General features: G+C 76.2%; 13 protein-coding genes. 9 read left to right on the top strand and 4 right to left on the bottom strand.

Translation table 11 applies throughout. From position 1 onward, the window contains the following. Positions 1-5: 5 nt before the first annotated feature. The gene (locus GYH36_RS14135; protein ID WP_024838947.1) at positions 6-2,321 is read left to right on the top strand and encodes a sodium-translocating pyrophosphatase; all 2,316 of its coding nucleotides are present in this window, start codon (positions 6-8) and stop codon (positions 2,319-2,321) included. 137 nt (positions 2,322-2,458) lie between these two features. Here GYH36_RS14135 and GYH36_RS14130 read toward each other — a convergent pair whose 3' ends face one another. The 3 genes from GYH36_RS14130 to GYH36_RS14120 form a co-directional block, all read right to left on the bottom strand. After that, positions 2,459-3,808, bottom strand: a complete 1,350-nt coding sequence (locus GYH36_RS14130) for a hypothetical protein (protein ID WP_162290156.1) — start codon at positions 3,806-3,808, stop codon at positions 2,459-2,461. A gap of 165 nt (positions 3,809-3,973) precedes the next feature. Then, entirely contained in the window at positions 3,974-4,219 is a 246-nt protein-coding gene (locus GYH36_RS14125) for a hypothetical protein (protein ID WP_024838945.1), read from the bottom strand. Then, positions 4,216-5,187 (bottom strand): hypothetical protein, encoded by a 972-nt coding sequence (locus GYH36_RS14120; RefSeq protein ID WP_162290155.1) that lies wholly within the window; start codon positions 5,185-5,187, stop codon positions 4,216-4,218. Before GYH36_RS14120 ends, GYH36_RS14125 begins: the two co-directional genes overlap by 4 nt. Positions 5,188-5,411: 224 nt before the next feature. On the opposite strand from GYH36_RS14120, the gene GYH36_RS14115 reads away from it, so the two are divergent. The 5 genes from GYH36_RS14115 (at position 5,412) to GYH36_RS14095 (ending at position 11,185) form a co-directional block, all read left to right on the top strand. Continuing rightward, positions 5,412-6,056 carry a hypothetical protein gene (locus GYH36_RS14115; protein WP_162290154.1) on the top strand — a complete coding sequence of 215 codons (645 nt, stop codon included), beginning with the start codon at positions 5,412-5,414 and terminating at the stop codon, positions 6,054-6,056. A 119-nt stretch (positions 6,057-6,175) separates the two neighbouring features. After that, positions 6,176-6,700, top strand: coding sequence for a hypothetical protein (locus GYH36_RS14110; RefSeq protein ID WP_024838942.1), 525 nt, complete (start codon positions 6,176-6,178; stop codon positions 6,698-6,700). Positions 6,701-6,845: 145 nt separating this feature from the next. Beyond that, a complete protein-coding gene (locus GYH36_RS14105; RefSeq protein ID WP_162290153.1) occupies positions 6,846-8,477 on the top strand; it encodes a DUF7059 domain-containing protein in 1,632 nt (543 codons plus the stop codon). Positions 8,478-8,602: 125 nt separating this feature from the next. Then, positions 8,603-9,574, top strand: a complete 972-nt coding sequence (locus GYH36_RS14100) for a LysR family transcriptional regulator (protein WP_162290152.1) — start codon at positions 8,603-8,605, stop codon at positions 9,572-9,574. Between the two features lie 117 nt (positions 9,575-9,691). Then, on the top strand, positions 9,692-11,185 hold the full coding sequence (locus GYH36_RS14095; RefSeq protein WP_162290151.1) for a S1 family peptidase: 1,494 nt from the start codon (positions 9,692-9,694) through the stop codon (positions 11,183-11,185). A gap of 64 nt (positions 11,186-11,249) precedes the next feature. Here the strand turns inward: GYH36_RS14095 and GYH36_RS14090 are convergent, their stop codons facing one another. Next, complete coding sequence (locus GYH36_RS14090; RefSeq protein WP_312028643.1) at positions 11,250-11,948, bottom strand: vitamin K epoxide reductase family protein; 699 nt, start codon at positions 11,946-11,948, stop codon at positions 11,250-11,252. A 310-nt stretch (positions 11,949-12,258) separates the two neighbouring features. Here GYH36_RS14090 and GYH36_RS14085 point away from each other — a divergent pair, with 310 nt between their 5' ends. The 3 genes from GYH36_RS14085 to GYH36_RS14075 are packed head-to-tail and all read left to right on the top strand — an operon-like array spanning position 12,259 to position 15,838. Further along, positions 12,259-13,899: a DUF3375 domain-containing protein gene (locus GYH36_RS14085; protein WP_162290150.1), complete on the top strand. Its 1,641-nt coding sequence runs from the start codon at positions 12,259-12,261 to the stop codon at positions 13,897-13,899. Next, positions 13,896-14,612, top strand: coding sequence for a DUF4194 domain-containing protein (locus tag GYH36_RS14080; RefSeq protein ID WP_024838936.1), 717 nt, complete (start codon positions 13,896-13,898; stop codon positions 14,610-14,612). Before GYH36_RS14085 ends, GYH36_RS14080 begins: the two co-directional genes overlap by 4 nt. Continuing rightward, positions 14,612-15,838 carry an ATP-binding protein gene (locus GYH36_RS14075; RefSeq protein WP_162290164.1) on the top strand — a complete coding sequence of 409 codons (1,227 nt, stop codon included), beginning with the start codon at positions 14,612-14,614 and terminating at the stop codon, positions 15,836-15,838. Before GYH36_RS14080 ends, GYH36_RS14075 begins: the two co-directional genes overlap by 1 nt. Positions 15,839-15,903: the final 65 nt, after the last annotated feature.

The raw sequence follows: 15,903 nt of genomic DNA, 5'->3' as shown, positions 1-15,903 counted from the left end.
GACGGATGCTCACGCTCGGTTCGGAAAGTCTCACCATCGTCGCCGTCATCGCGGTGATCGCGCTCGTGGCTCTCGTCTTCGCGTTCGTGCTGCGCAGACAGGTCCTCGCCGCGGACGACGGGACGGCGAAGATGCAGGACATCGCCCACGCCGTGCAGGAGGGCGCCGGGGCCTACCTGAACCGCCAGTTCCGCACGCTCGCGCTGTTCGCCGTCATCGTGTTCGGTCTGCTGTTCCTCCTGCCGGGTGACGGCGGGATCCGCGTGGGGCGCTCGGTCGCGTTCCTCGTGGGCGCGGGGTTCTCCGCGGCGATCGGCTACCTCGGCATGTGGCTCGCGGTCCGCGCCAACGTGCGCGTCGCGTCCGCCGCGACCCGGCCGGGCGGCCGCACCGAGGGCGCGCGCATCGCGTTCCGCACGGGCGGCGTCGTCGGCATGTCGGTCGTGGGCCTCGGCCTGCTCGGCGCGGCGGGCGTCGTGCTCGTCTACAAGGGCGACGCTCCGGCAGTGCTCGAGGGCTTCGGCTTCGGCGCCGCGCTGCTCGCGATGTTCATGCGCGTCGGCGGCGGCATCTTCACCAAGGCGGCCGACGTCGGCGCCGACCTCGTGGGCAAGGTCGAGCAGGGCATCCCCGAGGACGACCCCCGCAACGCCGCGACGATCGCGGACAACGTGGGCGACAACGTCGGCGACTGCGCGGGCATGGCGGCCGACCTCTTCGAGTCGTACGCCGTGACGCTCGTCGCGGCGCTCATCCTCGGCAAGGCCGCGATGGGCGAGGAGGGCCTCGTCTTCCCGCTCGTCGTCACCGCGCTCGGCGCGCTCGTCGCCGTCCTCGGCGTCTTCATCACGCGCGTGCGCGGCCAGGAGAACGGGCTCAAGGCGATCTACCGCGGCTTCTACCTCTCGGCCCTCATCGGCGCGGTCCTCGCGGCGGTCGCCGCGTTCGTCTACCTGCCGTCGTCGTTCGCGGCGCTCGACGGGACCGCGGACCTCGGCGACCTCTCGGGGATCGCGGCCGACCCGCGCGTCGTCGCGAGTCTCGCGGTCGTCATCGGGATCGTCCTCGCGGGCATCATCCTGTGGATCACGGGCTACTTCACCGGCACGACGTCGAAGCCCACCCTCCACGTCGCCGCCACGTCGCGCACGGGTGCGGCGACCGTCGTCCTGTCCGGCATCGGCGTCGGGTTCGAGTCCGCGGTGTACACGGCGGGCGTCATCGCCGCCGCGATCTGCGGTCTGTTCCTCCTCGCCGGGGGCTCGGTGTGGCTCGCGCTGTTCCTCGTGGCGCTCGCGGGCTGCGGCCTGCTCACCACGGTCGGCGTCATCGTCGCGATGGACACGTTCGGCCCCGTCTCGGACAACGCGCAGGGCATCTACGAGATGTCGGTGGGCGAGGCGGGCGACGGCGACGCGGAGGCCGCGCAGATCCTCACCGACCTCGACGCCGTCGGGAACACGACGAAGGCGATCACGAAGGGCATCGCGATCACGACCGCCGTCCTCGCGGCGACCGCGCTGTTCGGCTCGTACGCCGACGCCGTGAGCCACGCGCTCGCCGACGTCACCGAGCGCGGCAGCGGCCTCGTCACGGCGATGCTCGACTACCAGATCATCTCGCCGATCACCCTCGTCGGCGTGATCCTCGGCGCTGCGACCGTGTTCCTCTTCTCGGGCCTCGCGATCGACGCCGTGACGCGCGCGGCCGGCGCGATCGTGTTCGAGGTGCGCCGCCAGTTCCGCGAGCACCCGGGCATCATGACGTTCCAGGAGCGTCCCGAGTACGGCAAGGTCGTGGACATCTGCACGCGCGACTCGCTGCGCGAGCTCGCCACGCCGGGCCTGCTCGCCGCGTTCGCGCCCATCGCCGTGGGCTTCGGCCTCGGCGTCGGGCCGCTCGCCGGGTTCCTCGCGGGCGCGATCGGCGCAGGCGTGCTCATGGCGGTGTTCCTCGCGAACTCGGGCGGCGCGTGGGACAACGCGAAGAAGATCGTCGAGGACGGCGCGTACGGCGGCAAGGGCTCCGAGGCGCACGCCGCGACCGTCATCGGCGACACCGTGGGCGACCCGTTCAAGGACACCGCGGGACCGGCGATCAACCCGCTCATCAAGGTGATGAACCTCGTGTCCGTGCTCATCGCGCCCGCCGTGGTGCTCATGAGCGTCCCGGCGGACGCGAACCACGCGCTGCGCATCGGTATCGCCGTGGTCGCTGCGGCCATCGCGTTCGGCGCGGTCGTCATGTCCCGGCTGCGCGCCGCGCGCGTCGACCGCGAGCAGACGACGGTCGAGCCGGAGAAGGTCGTCACGGGAGCCTGACCGGTCCCCGACCTGCGCGACGGAGGGCGCCCGGGACACCCCGGGCGCCCTCTCTCGTGCTCGTCCTCGCACACGCCCCGCGCTCACGCGTCCTCGCCCTGACCGCGGCCGACCGCGGCCGACCGCGGCAGCGCCGGTCAGGGCCAGGCGTCGCGCCAGGCGGCGAGGAACACGTCGCCGCCGATCCGGGTCGGGTACGTGATCTCCTCCGGCTCGGGGTCAGGCCCAGCGACGAACCGCACCGCGAACGCGCCGCCCGCCCGGACCTGCACCGGCGTCCCGGCGGGCACCCGGACGGCGAGCTCACGCGCGAGCGTCGCGACGTCGTCCTCCGTGAGCGTCGACTCGACGAGCTCGGCGTCGACCCGGTCCTGCGCGGCGAGGCGCACGAGGGCCGGCACGGCGGCGCCGAGGTCGCGCACCTGGGCCGCGGTGAGCGCGCCCGTCTCGTGCCCGGCGACGACCGCGCGGAAGACCCGCGGGGCCGGCACGTCCGCGGGCGCCGCGGCGTCGCTCGTCGCCACGACCGACCCCAGGGCGGCGGCGTCCGGGTCGTCGGCGAGGTCGTGCTCGAGCGCGGCGGCCGCCTCCACGTCGCGCGTGCGGACCTCGATCCCGTCCGCGCCGACCGTGACGGCCACGACGTCGGGGCGCGCCTCGAGGGTCCGCGCGAGGTCGAGCACGCGCGCGGAAGTCTGCGCGTCCGTCCCGTCGACCGCGACGCCGCCGCCCTCGACCACGAGCTCGCGCGCGAGACGCGGCGCGGCGCGGCGCGCGAGGGCCCGCGCGTCGGCGATGTCGGCAGAGTCCGCCACGCGGAGCTCGACGCGCGGGGGCGTCGTCTCGAGATGCGCCCCCGTGACGCCGAACCGCTCGTCGACGGCACGGAACGCGGCGAGCGCGTCCGTCGGGTCGTCGCCCGCGCCGACCACGGCGGCGAACGACCCGGCCCGCACGTCGACGGCCGCGTCCGCGAGCGGCTCCAGGTCACCACCGGGCGTCGCGAGGTCCTCGACGAGGTCCGCGAAACGGGTCGGGTCGTCCAGGTCGACGTCCACGCCGCGCACGCCGAGCTCCGCCGAGACGAGGCCGGGCTCGACGCGCAGGCCGTGCCACAGGTCGAGGACCGCGTCGTTGGCCTCGCGGTCCGGGCGCGCCCCGAGCCGCACGTGCCCGACCTCGAGCGTCGCGTCGACGCCGCCGTGCTCGCGCACGTACCCGCCGAGCGCGTGGAGGAGCTCGGCGACCCGCTCGTCGGGCGTGCCGGCCGCGACGACGACCGTCCCGTCCGCGGTCCCGGAGAAGGGCAGGTTGTTGGCGCCGGACGCCGAGACGTCGGACACGTCGGGCGTGCCCTCCCAGTCCGCCTCGAACTGCCGTGCCTTCGCGGTGCCCGCGTTGACCGCGCAGCCGGCGAGGAGGGTCACGGCGACGGCCGCCGCCGCGCCGACCGGGACGGCGCGCTTCCTCGGGGTTCGCGTACGCATCCCGCGAGCCTACGAGACGGCGACGGCCCTCGGGCGCGGGGGCGGGGACCCGCGCCCGAGGGCCGTCGTCGCTCCCGGGGCCGTCGGGTGCGCCGCCGTCGGGTGCGTCGCTGTCAGCTGCGCCACCGTGGGGTGCAGCCCCGACGGTGCGGCGTCGGTCCGGTGCTACGAGGACCCGCGCCGGCGCCCCAGGAGGACGCGCAGGACGACGTACGGCAGGAGCACGGCCCCTCCCGCGGCGAGCCACTGCCCCTCCGCGGCGGCGCACAGCGCCGCGGCGGCGACGGCGCCGGACGTGGTGACGGTCGTGACCGACCTCGGCTCCTCCCGCTGCTCGGCCGCGTGCTGCGACCACGCGACGAGGATCCCGAGCGCGCCGCACAGCAGGAGCCACAGGTTGGTCTCGGTCATCGGCAGTACCTCCCCGCCTCGGAGCCCGCGTACGGCTGCCACACGTTCACACGGTCGACGTAGTACACGAACTTGATGCACCGTCCCTCGTTGTACCAGAGGCGCGCGTAGAGCGAGCCCGCCTGCGCCATGGCGCCGATCGCCTTGGCGACGGCGTGCGGGACCAGCCCTCCGACGAGCGCCACGACCTGCGCTCCGTCGGCGAGCCGGCGCGTCTCGTTGCGGTTGAAGTACACGGTGGTGTTCCACCAGGTCTTGGTCACCTTCGGGTCCGCGACGACGGGGTAGGTCGTGCCGGGACCGGTCGTGATCGTCTGGACGATCGTGTCCCCGCGGACGGTGTACGCCGTGCTCAGCGGTGCGCCGTCGGCGTCGGTCGCCCACGGCGCGCCGACCTCGCCGACGGTCACGGCGACGCCCGGGGCGACCTCCTGCACGAGCTCGACGGTGCCGTCCGGACCCGGGACCGGCGTGACGCCGTCCCCGAACGCGTAGGTGAACTCGTGCGGGTCGTCGGGGCCCGGCGTGATGGTCTGGATGCGGACCGAGCCGTCGTCGAGGACCTGCACCGCGGCGTGGGCCCCGCCGTCGACGGCGGGGTAGACGATCGTGCCGTCCGAGGCGACCTCGCCGTCGCCGGTGGTGACCTCCGCCGGGAGCGAGACCTCGAGCGCGGGCGACGGCTCCGAGGCGGACTCCAGGAGCACGAGCCGGTCCGCGTCGAGCGGGACGGTGGCGTCGACGCTGGCGGCCCGGGCGACGACCGTCGCGTCCTGCCGCGTCCCGGACAGGACCCGGCCCTGGTCGGGCGCGACGTCCGCGATGAGGTCGGCGGTGGCCTCGGTGCGGTCCGGGGCGGGGTGTCCGGGCCGGACCGCGCCCGCCGAGGCGCTCGTCGCCCCGACGGAGAGCAGCAGGGCGGTACTGAGTCCGACGGCGACGACGGAGGTGGCAGGACGAGCAGGCATGTGTTCCCCCTGGGTGCGTGAGTGCGGAGGCACCGGGCTGGTGCCCCCGTCGGTTCGTGCTACGTAAAAGTAGCATCACGGTCGCCCGCCCGGTGCCGAGCATGTCGTGGTAGCCCGACCAGGCCGCGAGCCGGGAGACAACCGCATGGTCGGCGAGGGCGGTATGGCGGAAAGTGCGGTTCGGGTGGTTCGTCCCGGGCGCCGGAGGCGTCATCATGGGGACCATGCGATCTCCGGTGCGCGTCGTGGCCCACGCCGCGGTCCTCGCCGTCGTCGCGGGGACGTGCCTGGCCGTCGTCGCGAGCGGGGCGTTCGACGTCGTGTCGCTCCCCGCGGCCGCGCCCGCCGCCGCGCCGCCCGCACCGAGCGCGGGACCGGGCGACGACGCCGCCCCGGCCGGCACCGGTCCGGACGACGAGGCCGGCGCGGACGACGGGACCTCCGGGGGCGACCCCGGCGCGGACGACGGCACGGGTGTCGACGACGGCACCGCGGACGACGACGGTGACGGCGCGGCGGACCCCACGGAGCCCGACCCTCGGTGCCGCGAGGCCGAGGTCGCGTGGGGCGCCGCGGCCAAGGCGCAGGTGAACCTGACCGTCGAGCACCCCGAGGCGCTCGTGGACGGGTTCACGACGGCGCGCGACACGCTCGCCGGGGCGTCGCCGCCCGACGAGATCGCGCGGGACTGGGCCGTCGTGACGACCTACCTGACGATGATCGCGGACGAGGTCGAGGCGACCGGGTCGGGCGACACGGACGAGCTGTCCCGGGCGATCGACCGCGTCGGGCGACGTATCGACACGGGCGCGCTGACGTCGTCGTCCCAGGCCGTGACGGACTTCTTCCGGGCGGGCTGCACGCGCTGAGCGGCCCGACCACCACCCGCGTGCCGCGGGGCCGCCGTGGCGTGCGACACATGGGGAGCGGTCCCCACCTGGGCGGTTCGGGGGAGCGCGCGGCTCCGCGGTAGGAAACGATGGGTGTCATGAGCAACCGACTGACGACCCTGAAGACCACGACCGCCCTGGCGACGAGCGCCCTGCTCGTGCTGGGCCTCGCCGCGTGCGGCGGCTCGGGCGACGACGCGAGCACCGACACCGAGACCACGACCGAGGAGTCGACCCCGACCGACGACGAGTCCTCGGCGTCCGACGAGCCGACCGAGGAGGAGTCCGGCGACGTCGAGGCGTCGGGCGACTTCTGCACCGCCTACCAGGCGCTGCTCGACGCGCAGAGCACCCTGGGCGCGATCGACACGAGCGACCCCGACGCGGCCGTCGTCCAGTTCGAGACGTTCACCGCGTCGCTCGAGGCCGCCGAGGCGCCGGCCGAGATCAGCGCCGACTGGGACACGGTGACGGGCGCGTTCCGCCAGCTCTCCGACACCCTGGAGGCGGCGCAGGAGGACCCGGCGAACGCCGACATGTCCGGGATCACGTCGATCATGACCGACGAGGAGTTCCAGACCTCGGCGCAGAACGTCGCGGTGTACGGCACGCAGAACTGCTGACGTCCCGACCGCACCCCGGACCCCGGCCCGCCTCGGCGCGCCGGGGTCCGGTGCGTCCGGTGCCGTCCGGGGCGCCGCGCGCGACCGAGCGCGCCCGCCTCCTCGCCGACCGGCCCGCCCCGCGCGCATCGGCCAGGATGGACCCATGCCTGCCGACGCCGCCCCCACCTCGTCCCCGCCCGCCGGCCCGACGCCGCCCGGTGCCGGGCTCGCGCCCGCCGACCTCGCGGCGGCGGCGGCGACGCTCCGCGACGACCTCGCCGAGGCCGGCTTCACGGTCGACGGCGTCGAGCGCGTGCTCGGCCCGGTCGCCGCGGCCGCGCTCCACCGCGAGCAGGCCGTGCCCGCGCGCCGTGCGCTGCGGGACCGCCACGGCGACCCGGCGGCCGTGCTCGCCACGCTCTTCCTCCTCGGCGGGGAGGTCCCGCGGCGCGCGCTCGACGCCGCGCTCGCGAGGACGGGAGCCGACGGCGCGCGCCGCCTCGGGCTCGTCGAGGCCGCGGGCGCGGGGGACGACGACGCCGTGCGGGCCGTCGTCGACCTGCGCCCCTACGCGGCGTCCGACGCGGCGGGGCCCGTCACGTGGTGGCTCTCGTCCGACCTCGGGGAGCTCGCGACGGGGCGGCGGCTCGCGCCCGACCACGTGCTCGGCGCGGGCGGGGCGTCGCTCACGCTCGCGCAGGTGACGGTCCGCACCCCGGTCGGGCGCGTGCTCGACCTCGGGACGGGCTGCGGCATCCAGGCGCTGCACGCGGCCCGGCACTCCCGCGCCGTCGTCGCCACCGACATCTCGCGCCGCGCGCTCGGCTTCGCCGCGTTCAACGCCGCGCTCGACGCGCCCGTCCCCGCCGACGGCGAGCACGGCGCGGCCGTCGAGCTGCGCGAGGGGTCGATGCTCGAGCCCGTCGCGGGCGAGAGGTTCGACCTCGTCGTGTCCAACCCGCCGTTCGTCATCACGCCGCGCGCCGCGGGCGGCGCGCTGCCCGAGTACGAGTACCGCGATGGCGGGCGCGCGGGCGACGACGTCGTCCGCGACCTCGTGACGGGCGTCGGGGCGGTGCTCGCGCCCGGGGGCGTGGCCCAGCTCCTCGGCAACTGGGAGCACCGCCGCGGCGTGCCGTGGGACGAGCGCGTGGGCGCGTGGCTCGAGGAGGCGGGCCTCGACGGGTGGGTCGTGCAGCGCGAGGTGCAGGACCCGGCCCAGTACGCGGAGACGTGGATCCGCGACGGCGGCACGACCCCGGAGCGCGAGCCCGACGCGTGGGCCGCCGCGTACGGCGCGTGGCTCGACGACTTCGCGACGCGCGACGTCGAGGGCGTCGGGTTCGGGATCGTGACCCTGCGCCGGCCGCTCGACGGCGGCCGCCCGACGCTGCGCCGGCTGGAGGAGCGCACGGGCTCCGTGCGGCAGCCGCTCGGCGGGCACCTCGCGGCCTCGCTCGCGGCGCACGACTGGCTCGCGGCCCGCGACGACGCGGCGCTCGCGGCGGAGCGGCTCGCCGTCGCGGCGGACGTGACGGAGGAGCGGTTCCACGCCCCCGGCGCGCCGGACCCGACGGTCGTGCTGCTGCGGCAGGGCGACGGGCTCGGCCGGGCCGTCCAGGCGTCGACGGGTCTCGCGGCGCTCGTGGGCGCGAGCGACGGCGAGCTCACCGTCGGGCAGCTCGTGGGCGCGATCGCCGCGCTCTTCGAGGTCCCGGCCGACGACCTCGCGGGCGAGCTCCTCCCGGCCGTGCGGGGCCTCGTGCGCGACGGCTTCCTCGCGCCCGCGCCCTGACCGGCGGCCCTCGGGCCGCCACCGGGCCGGGCACCGCCCGCGTCGTCGTCCGCGCTCACGACGGCAGCGCACGGGCAGGGACCGCGGCGAGACACGGCGGGGCCGGACCGATACGTTCGGGAGGCATGGACCTCGAGGTGCGTCACCTGCGCATGATCGTCACGGTCGCCGAGTCCGGCAGTGTGACCAAGGCGGCCGCGGCGCTCGGGCTCGCGCAGCCCGCCCTCACCGCGCAGCTCAACCGGATCGACCGCGCGCTCGGCGGGTGCGTCTTCACGCGCGACCGCCAGGGCGCCCGCCCGACCGAGCTCGGCGAGCTCGTGCTGCGCCACGCGCGCGTCGTGCTGCCGGCGATGGCGACGCTCGTCGACGACGCGCGGCGGCTCGTGAGCGACCGCGGCGCCGCGCGGGTCGTGCGGGTGGGCACGGTGAGCTCCGCGATCGGCGGGCTGTTCGCGAGCCGCCTGCACTCGGCGCTGCCCGGCGCGCTCGGCGCGGACGACCTGCTCGTCACGACGGCCACGTCGTGGTCCGTCGAGGAGACGGCGGAGCGGCTGGCCGGCGGGACGCTCGACGTCGCGCTCGTGGGGATGTGCGACGACGCGTCCCCGCCCGCCGACGGCGGCCTCGTGTGGACGCCGGTGTCGACGGACCCCGTGTTCGTCCTCGTCGACGAGTACCACCCGGTGGCGGCGCGCGAGGCCGTCGGGCTGAAGGAGCTCGCCGACGCGCTGTGGCTGACGGCGCCGGGCAGCGGGTGCTTCGAGCGCTGCTTCGTGGGGGCGTGCGCGCGGGCGGGGTTCACGCCTCGGGCGATGGGCGAGTCGGACCGCACGTCGTGCATCGACCAGGTCCGCGGGGGTCACGCGGTCGCGCTCGTCCAGCCCGTGCTGCTCGACGCGCCGGGCGTGCGCACCGTCGCGCTCGACGGCGCCCCGCTGCGCTGGACCCACCACCTGGGCTGGCGCCGCGACGCGGCCGACCGGCTCCCGGTCGACGTCATCGCGCGCGCCGCGAGCAGCGCCCATCGCACGGCGGTGCAGCGCTCGCCGCGGTACCGGCGCTGGCGGGCCGAGCACCCCGTGGAGACCGCGTAGGGGTCCACCCGCACATAGCGCCCGCGTATGACCTGATCGTGATCTGGGCGCGCGCTGGACGCCTCCCTAGCGTGACCCTCGACCGGGCCGCCCGGCCCGGCGAAGGGAATGGACGACATGACACGACCACTCCGCAGGAGGCTCGCCGCGGTCACCGCCGCCGCGACGCTCCTGGTGGGCGCGGCCCAGGCGCACGCCGTCGCCGCCACGCCCGCACCCGAGGACCAGCGCGCGACGGTGCGCGCGGTCACCAAGACGGCCCCCGGCCTGCAGCGCGCGCTGCAGCGCGACCTGGGCCTCAGCGCGCGGGACGCCCAGGTGCGTCTCGCGTTCCAGTCCGACGCGGCGGGCGTCGAGGCGGCGCTCGAGCGCCGCCTCGGCGACGACTTCGCCGGCACGTGGGTCGACGAGTCCGCGAACGTCCTCTACGCCGGCGTCACCGACGCCGCCGGTGCTCGCGCGGCGCGGGCCGAGGGCGCGACCGTGGTCGACGTGGACCACACGCTCGCCGACCTCGAGTCCTGGCGCGCGACGCTCGACGACGCTCTCGCGGACGACCCGGCGGCGCTGCCGGGCTGGTACGTGGACGTCACGCGCAACCGCGTCGTCGTCGGAGTGCGCGACGGCGGCCAGGCCGACGTCGCCGCACGCGTCGCCGCCGCGGGCGTGCCCGCCGACGCGGTCGTGTACGAGGAGACGACGGAGGCGCCGCGCCCGCTGATCGACGTCGTCGGCGGCAACGCCTACACGATCGGCAGCAGCCGGTGCTCCGTGGGCTTCGCGGTCCAGGGCGGGTTCGTCACGGCCGGGCACTGCGGCTCGACCGGCGCGCGCACGTCCGGACCGTCGGGCACGTTCCGCGGGTCGAGCTTCCCCGGCAACGACTACGCGTGGGTGCAGGTGGACGCCGGCAACACGCCCGTGGGCGCGGTGAACAACTACGCCGGTGGCCGCGTCGCCGTCGCGGGCGCCACGCAGGCTCCGGTCGGCGCGTCCGTGTGCCGCTCGGGCTCGACCACGGGCTGGCACTGCGGCACCGTGCAGGCGTACAACGCGTCGGTCACGTACCCGCAGGGCACGGTCACGGGGCTCATCCGCACGACGGTGTGCGCCGAGCCCGGCGACTCGGGCGGCTCGCTCCTCGCGGGCAACCAGGCCCAGGGCGTCACGTCGGGCGGGTCCGGGAACTGCCGCTCCGGCGGGACGACGTACTTCCAGCCGGTCGGGGAGATCCTCTCCGCGTACGGGCTGACGCTCGTCACGAGCGACGGCGGGGGCCAGGACCCCGAGCCGCCGACGGGCTGCTCCGGGTACGCCCGGACCTACTCGGGCTCGCTCTCGGCGGGCGGCACCGCCGTCCAGCCGAACGGCTCGTACTACACGGCCGGGTCGGCCGGGACGCACCGCGCGTGCGTGACCGGACCGAGCGGCAGCGACTACGACCTCTACCTCCAGCGCTGGAACGGGGCGTCGTGGGTGACGGTCGCGCAGTCGACGTCGCCGGGGGCGAACGAGTCGGTGACGTACAGCGGCTCGGCCGGGTACTACCGGGTCGTCGTGCACGCGTACTCCGGCTCGGGCGCGTACTCGGTGGGGCTCACCACGCCCTGACCCGTCCGACCGAGCACGAGGTCGCCGTCGTCCCCGGACGCCCCGGCGGCCTCGTGCTCGGCCGTCAGGCGAGCAGCGCCGGGCCGTACCTCAGCACGACGAGGACCGCGAGCCCCACGAGCCAGGCCGCGACGAGGTAGCCGTACGCGCCCGAGCGCACGAACCCGAGCAGCCGCGCCTGCGCGCCGCGCGGCAGGTAGAGGTTGTCCTCCAGCACGTTCCAGTGCAGGAGCGACGCGAAGACGAGCGTCGTGGAGACGGTGATGAGCAGGCACCACGGGCACAGGGCCCCGATGACGACCATCGACTGGTAGAAGAGCCAGTAGGCGAACACGACGCCGAGGAAGTACACGCACTGCGCGGCGAAGAGGAACCACCGGGGGAAGCGCGTGCCGCCGAGGGCCGCGACCGCCGTCGTGATGACCACGGGCTCCGCGACGAGGCCCAGGAACGCGTTGGGGAAGCCGAACACCTGCGCCTGCCACGACTGCGCGACCGTCCCGCACGACAGCACCGTGCTGACGTCGCACGAGAGCACCGCGGCGGGGTTCGCGGCGAGGACCACGGCGTCGTAGGACAGCACGAACGCCGCGGTGAGGCTGAGCAGCCCGAACACGAGCATCTCGCCGAACAGCAGGCCGCGGGAGTGCGACCACCCCGTCGGCCGGGCGAACGGGTCGTACGCGGTGTCCTGCGCGGTGCCCGACGCCGGGCGCCCGCCCGGGCGTGCGTCGTCCGCCACGGCGGTGGTCGATCCGGTCACGGGCGGTCCTCGGGTCCGCGGGGTCCCGCCGGCTCGGGGCCGCTCCGGCGGGCGGGCAGAAGGTGGCGCCGGCCCGGCAGGGTGGGCGCGCTGCCGGCCCGGCGCCGCACTCAGGCTACGGAGGCCCGGACCGGCGCCGACAGGGACCATGGTCCCGGATCCGGGGCCCGCGGACCGGTGCGAGGAGAGCACCGCCCGGTGGGTCGCGGGGGCGGTGCGGGTCGCCCGACCTAAGATCTGGGGGCGCCCGCTCCCCGGGGCGCGGCCCGGGCACCCCGGGCGCCCGCCCGACCCGCCCGAGAGGACCTGCGTGCAGCACGACGACGTCGACTCCCTGCGACGGTCGAGCGCGGCGTGGCGGCTCCTGCGCGCGGACACGGCCCCGCTCGTGCTCTCGTTCCTCGGGACGCTGTTCGTCGAGGAGAACGTCCGGGCGATCCCGGAGAGCGACCTCGTGGCGCGCCTCGACGACCACCTCTGGGCGGTCGACGGCCGGGCCGCCCGCAGCGCCGGCACCGAGCCGCGGTACCCGCGCGCGCCGCAGGCGTACGTCGACCACTGGGCGCACCCGGACCAGGGCTGGCTGCGCGCCTGGTACCCGCCCGGCTCGGCCGAGCCGCACTACGACGCGACGCCCGCCGTCGAGCAGGCGGTGCGCTGGGTCGCGTCGCTGCGCGGGCGCGGGTTCGTGGGCACCGAGTCGCGGCTCAACACCGTCTTCGAGCTGCTGCGCCAGCTCGCCGTGGGCACGCAGACCGACCCGGCGGAGCGCCTGCGCGAGCTCGAGGAGCGCCGGGCCGCGATCGACGAGGAGATCGCGCAGGTGCGCGCGGGCCGCGTCGCGGTGCTCGACGCCGCCGCGCAGCGCGACCGCTACCAGCAGCTCACGCAGACGGCCGCCGACCTGCTCTCGGACTTCCGCGAGGTCGAGGCGAACTTCCGCGCCCTGGACCGCGAGCTGCGCGAGCGCATCACCGGCTGGGACGGCGCGAAGGGCGAGCTGCTCGAGGAGGTCGTGCGGTCGCGCACCGCCATCGCCGAGTCCGACCAGGGCCGGTCCTTCCACGCGTTCTACGACTTCCTGCTCGACCGCCGCCGCCAGGAGGAGTTCGCGGCGCTCGTCGAGCGCGTGCAGGCGCTCGACGCGATCGCGCCCGACGTCGTGCCGGGCGCCCCGCGGGGCACGGCCGAGCACGAGCACCGGCGCCTGCGGCGCGTGCACTACGACTGGCTCGACGCGGGCGAGCGCACGCAGGCCACGGTGCGCACGCTCTCGGAGCAGCTGCGCCGGTTCCTCGACGACCAGGTCTGGCTCGAGAACCGGCGCGTCATGGACATCCTGCGCGGCGTCGAGGCCAAGGCGCTCGCCGCACGCGACGTCGCACTGCGTCCCGGTGCGGGCGACCCGCCGGGCATGGCGGTCGACGCCGTCGCGCCGGAGGTCGTGCTGCCCACGGAGCGGCCGCTCTTCGCGCCCCGCCCCACCGCGCGGCTGGACTCCGACCACGTCGAGGTCGGTGACGACGACTTCGAGGTCGACGCGCTCTACGACCAGGTGCACGTCGACCCCGAGCGGCTCGCGCGCACCGTCCGCGCGACGCTCTCGGCCCCGGGCGGGCCCGGCGAGGTCGCGCTCGCCGACCTGCTCGCCGAGGCCCCGCTGGAGCACGGCCTCGCCGAGCTCGTGACGTACCTGTCGCTCGACGACCCGCGGTTCGTCGTCGTGCACGACGACGAGCGCACCGACGAGGTCCGGTGGGAGGGCGAGGCGCCCGCCGGCCCGGTGGTCGACGACGGCGCGCCCGAGCCCGTGGTGCGCGTCGCGCGCCTGCCGCGCGTGACGTACGCGCGGCGGACCGGGTCCGGCGCACCGCCCGGCCCGCCCGCGCCGCCCGACCTCGTCACCGACCACCGACCCGCCCCCGACCACGCCCCGGAGGAGACCCCGTGAGCACGACCCGCACCGCGCGCGACCCGGAGCTGTCCGTCGTCGTCACGTCGCTGCTCAAGGGCGTCGTCTACCGCGAGTCCGGCGAGGCGCTGTGGCGCGACCTGCTCGCGCGCGAGGCCCAGGTGCGCGACGCCGTCGCGATGCTCGGGCTGCAGGTCGTCGTCGACGAGGGCGACGGCTACGCGTACCTGCGCTCGCAGCCCGAGCACGAGCGCGACGAGCGCGTGCCGCGGCTCGTCCCGCGCCGCGAGCTGCCGTTCGACGTCAGCCTGCTCCTCGCGCTGCTGCGCAAACGGCTCGCGCAGGCGGACTCCGAGGGCGGGGACACGCGCCTCGTGCTGACGCGCGCGGAGATCGTCGACCTGCTGCGCGTCTTCCTCGCCCAGGACGCGGGCGCCGCCGCGAACGAGGCGCGTCTCGTGGACCGCGTGGACGGGCTCGTGCGGCGCGTCGTCGAGCTCGGGTTCCTGCGCCCCGCGGGCCGCCCCGACCCCGACGCCGCGCCCGACGGCGCGGCGGCGGACGACCCCGCGGGCGGCGACGTCCGCCGCTACGAGGTGCGGCGCATCCTCAAGGCGTTCGTCGACGCACAGTGGCTCGCGGACCTCGACGCGCGGCTCGCGCAGTACCTGGAGCTCGCCGCGGAGGGCGGGCCGCGCGGCACCCTCGGCGCGCCCGCCACGACCGGCACGACGACGAGGACGGTGGCGTGATGGAGGGCCTGTTCAGCGCGGTCGAGCTGCACGACCCGGCGGCGGACGACGACGCCCGGGCCGGCTTCCGGCTCGAACGGCTCGAGGTGCTCAACTGGGGCACGTTCGACCAGCGCGTGTGGGCGTTCGACCTCGACGGGCGCAACGCGCTCCTCACGGGCGACATCGGCTCGGGCAAGTCCACGATCGTCGACGCGGTGACGACGCTGCTCGTGCCGTCGCACCGCATCTCCTACAACAAGGCCGCCGGCGCCGGGGCGCGCGAGCGGTCGCTGCGGTCGTACGTCGCGGGGCACTACAAGTCCGAGCGCGACGAGGCGACCGGCACGACGCGCCACGTGGGGCTGCGCGAGCGCGGCACGTACTCCGTGGTGCTCGGCCGGTTCTCCAACCGCGGGTTCGACCAGGAGGTCACGCTCGCGCAGGTGTTCTGGCTCGCGCAGGGCCAGGCGGGCCAGCCGGACCGGTTCTTCGTCACGGCCGACCGGCCGCTCACGATCACCGAGGACTTCGCGGGCTTCGGCGGCGACGTCGCGGCCCTGCGACGGCGGCTGCGCGAGTCCGGCGCGCAGGTGCGCGACCACTTCCCCGAGTACGGGCGCGACTTCCGCCGCCTCCTCGGCATCCCGTCGGAGCAGGCGATGGACCTGTTCCACCAGACGGTGTCCATGAAGTCCGTCGGCGACCTCGGCGAGTTCGTGCGCGAGCACATGCTCGAGCCGTTCGACGCCGACCGCTGGACGGACCGGCTCGTCGCCCACTTCGACGACCTCACGAGCGCGCACGACGCCGTCGTGCGCGCGACCGCGCAGATCGAGCGCCTCGCGCCGCTGCTCGCGGACTGCGACGCGCACGACGCGCTGGGGGAGCGGGCCGCGGCGCTCGTCGCGCGCCGTGACGCCCTGCGCGCCTTCACCGCGTCGCGCCGCGTCGCGGACCTCGACGGGCTCATCGGCGCGCTCGACGAGCGCGTCGCCGACGGCGAGGCACGCCGCCGCCGGGTGGGCGACGAGCTCGGCGTCCTCGCGGCCGAGCGGCAGCGGCTCGAGCTCGAGCGCGCGGGCCACGGCGGCGACCGGCTCGCCGCGATCGAGGGCGAGGTCGCGCGCCGCGAGGTCGAGCGGGCCGCGCGCGAGCGCCGCGTCGCCCAGCTCGCGGGGTACGCCGCCGCGGCGGGCCTCAAGCAAGGCGGGCCCGAGGCACCCGCGCCGGGGGCGGGCCCGTAACACCACGGCGACGAGCCCAGGGACCCGACCGCAGACGACGACGAACTCGTCGACCCCAACGCGAT

It is taken from the genome of Cellulosimicrobium composti (assembly GCF_010287905.1).
GTDB lineage: Bacteria > Actinomycetota > Actinomycetes > Actinomycetales > Cellulomonadaceae > Cellulosimicrobium > Cellulosimicrobium composti.
Note: the sequence above shows the minus strand (reverse complement) of the source record. Positions and strands in the feature narration are given on the sequence as shown.

Coding starts and splice junctions, on each gene's coding strand:
- GYH36_RS14130 (WP_162290156.1), bottom strand. CDS start 3,808: ATGCGTACGCGAACCCCGAGGAAGCGCGCCGTCCCGGTCGGCGCGGCG.
- GYH36_RS14115 (WP_162290154.1), top strand. CDS start 5,412: ATGCGATCTCCGGTGCGCGTCGTGGCCCACGCCGCGGTCCTCGCCGTC.
- GYH36_RS14135 (WP_024838947.1), top strand. CDS start 6: ATGCTCACGCTCGGTTCGGAAAGTCTCACCATCGTCGCCGTCATCGCG.
- GYH36_RS14125 (WP_024838945.1), bottom strand. CDS start 4,219: ATGACCGAGACCAACCTGTGGCTCCTGCTGTGCGGCGCGCTCGGGATC.
- GYH36_RS14100 (WP_162290152.1), top strand. CDS start 8,603: ATGGACCTCGAGGTGCGTCACCTGCGCATGATCGTCACGGTCGCCGAG.
- GYH36_RS14075 (WP_162290164.1), top strand. CDS start 14,612: ATGGAGGGCCTGTTCAGCGCGGTCGAGCTGCACGACCCGGCGGCGGAC.
- GYH36_RS14120 (WP_162290155.1), bottom strand. CDS start 5,187: ATGCCTGCTCGTCCTGCCACCTCCGTCGTCGCCGTCGGACTCAGTACC.
- GYH36_RS14110 (WP_024838942.1), top strand. CDS start 6,176: ATGAGCAACCGACTGACGACCCTGAAGACCACGACCGCCCTGGCGACG.
- GYH36_RS14105 (WP_162290153.1), top strand. CDS start 6,846: ATGCCTGCCGACGCCGCCCCCACCTCGTCCCCGCCCGCCGGCCCGACG.
- GYH36_RS14095 (WP_162290151.1), top strand. CDS start 9,692: ATGACACGACCACTCCGCAGGAGGCTCGCCGCGGTCACCGCCGCCGCG.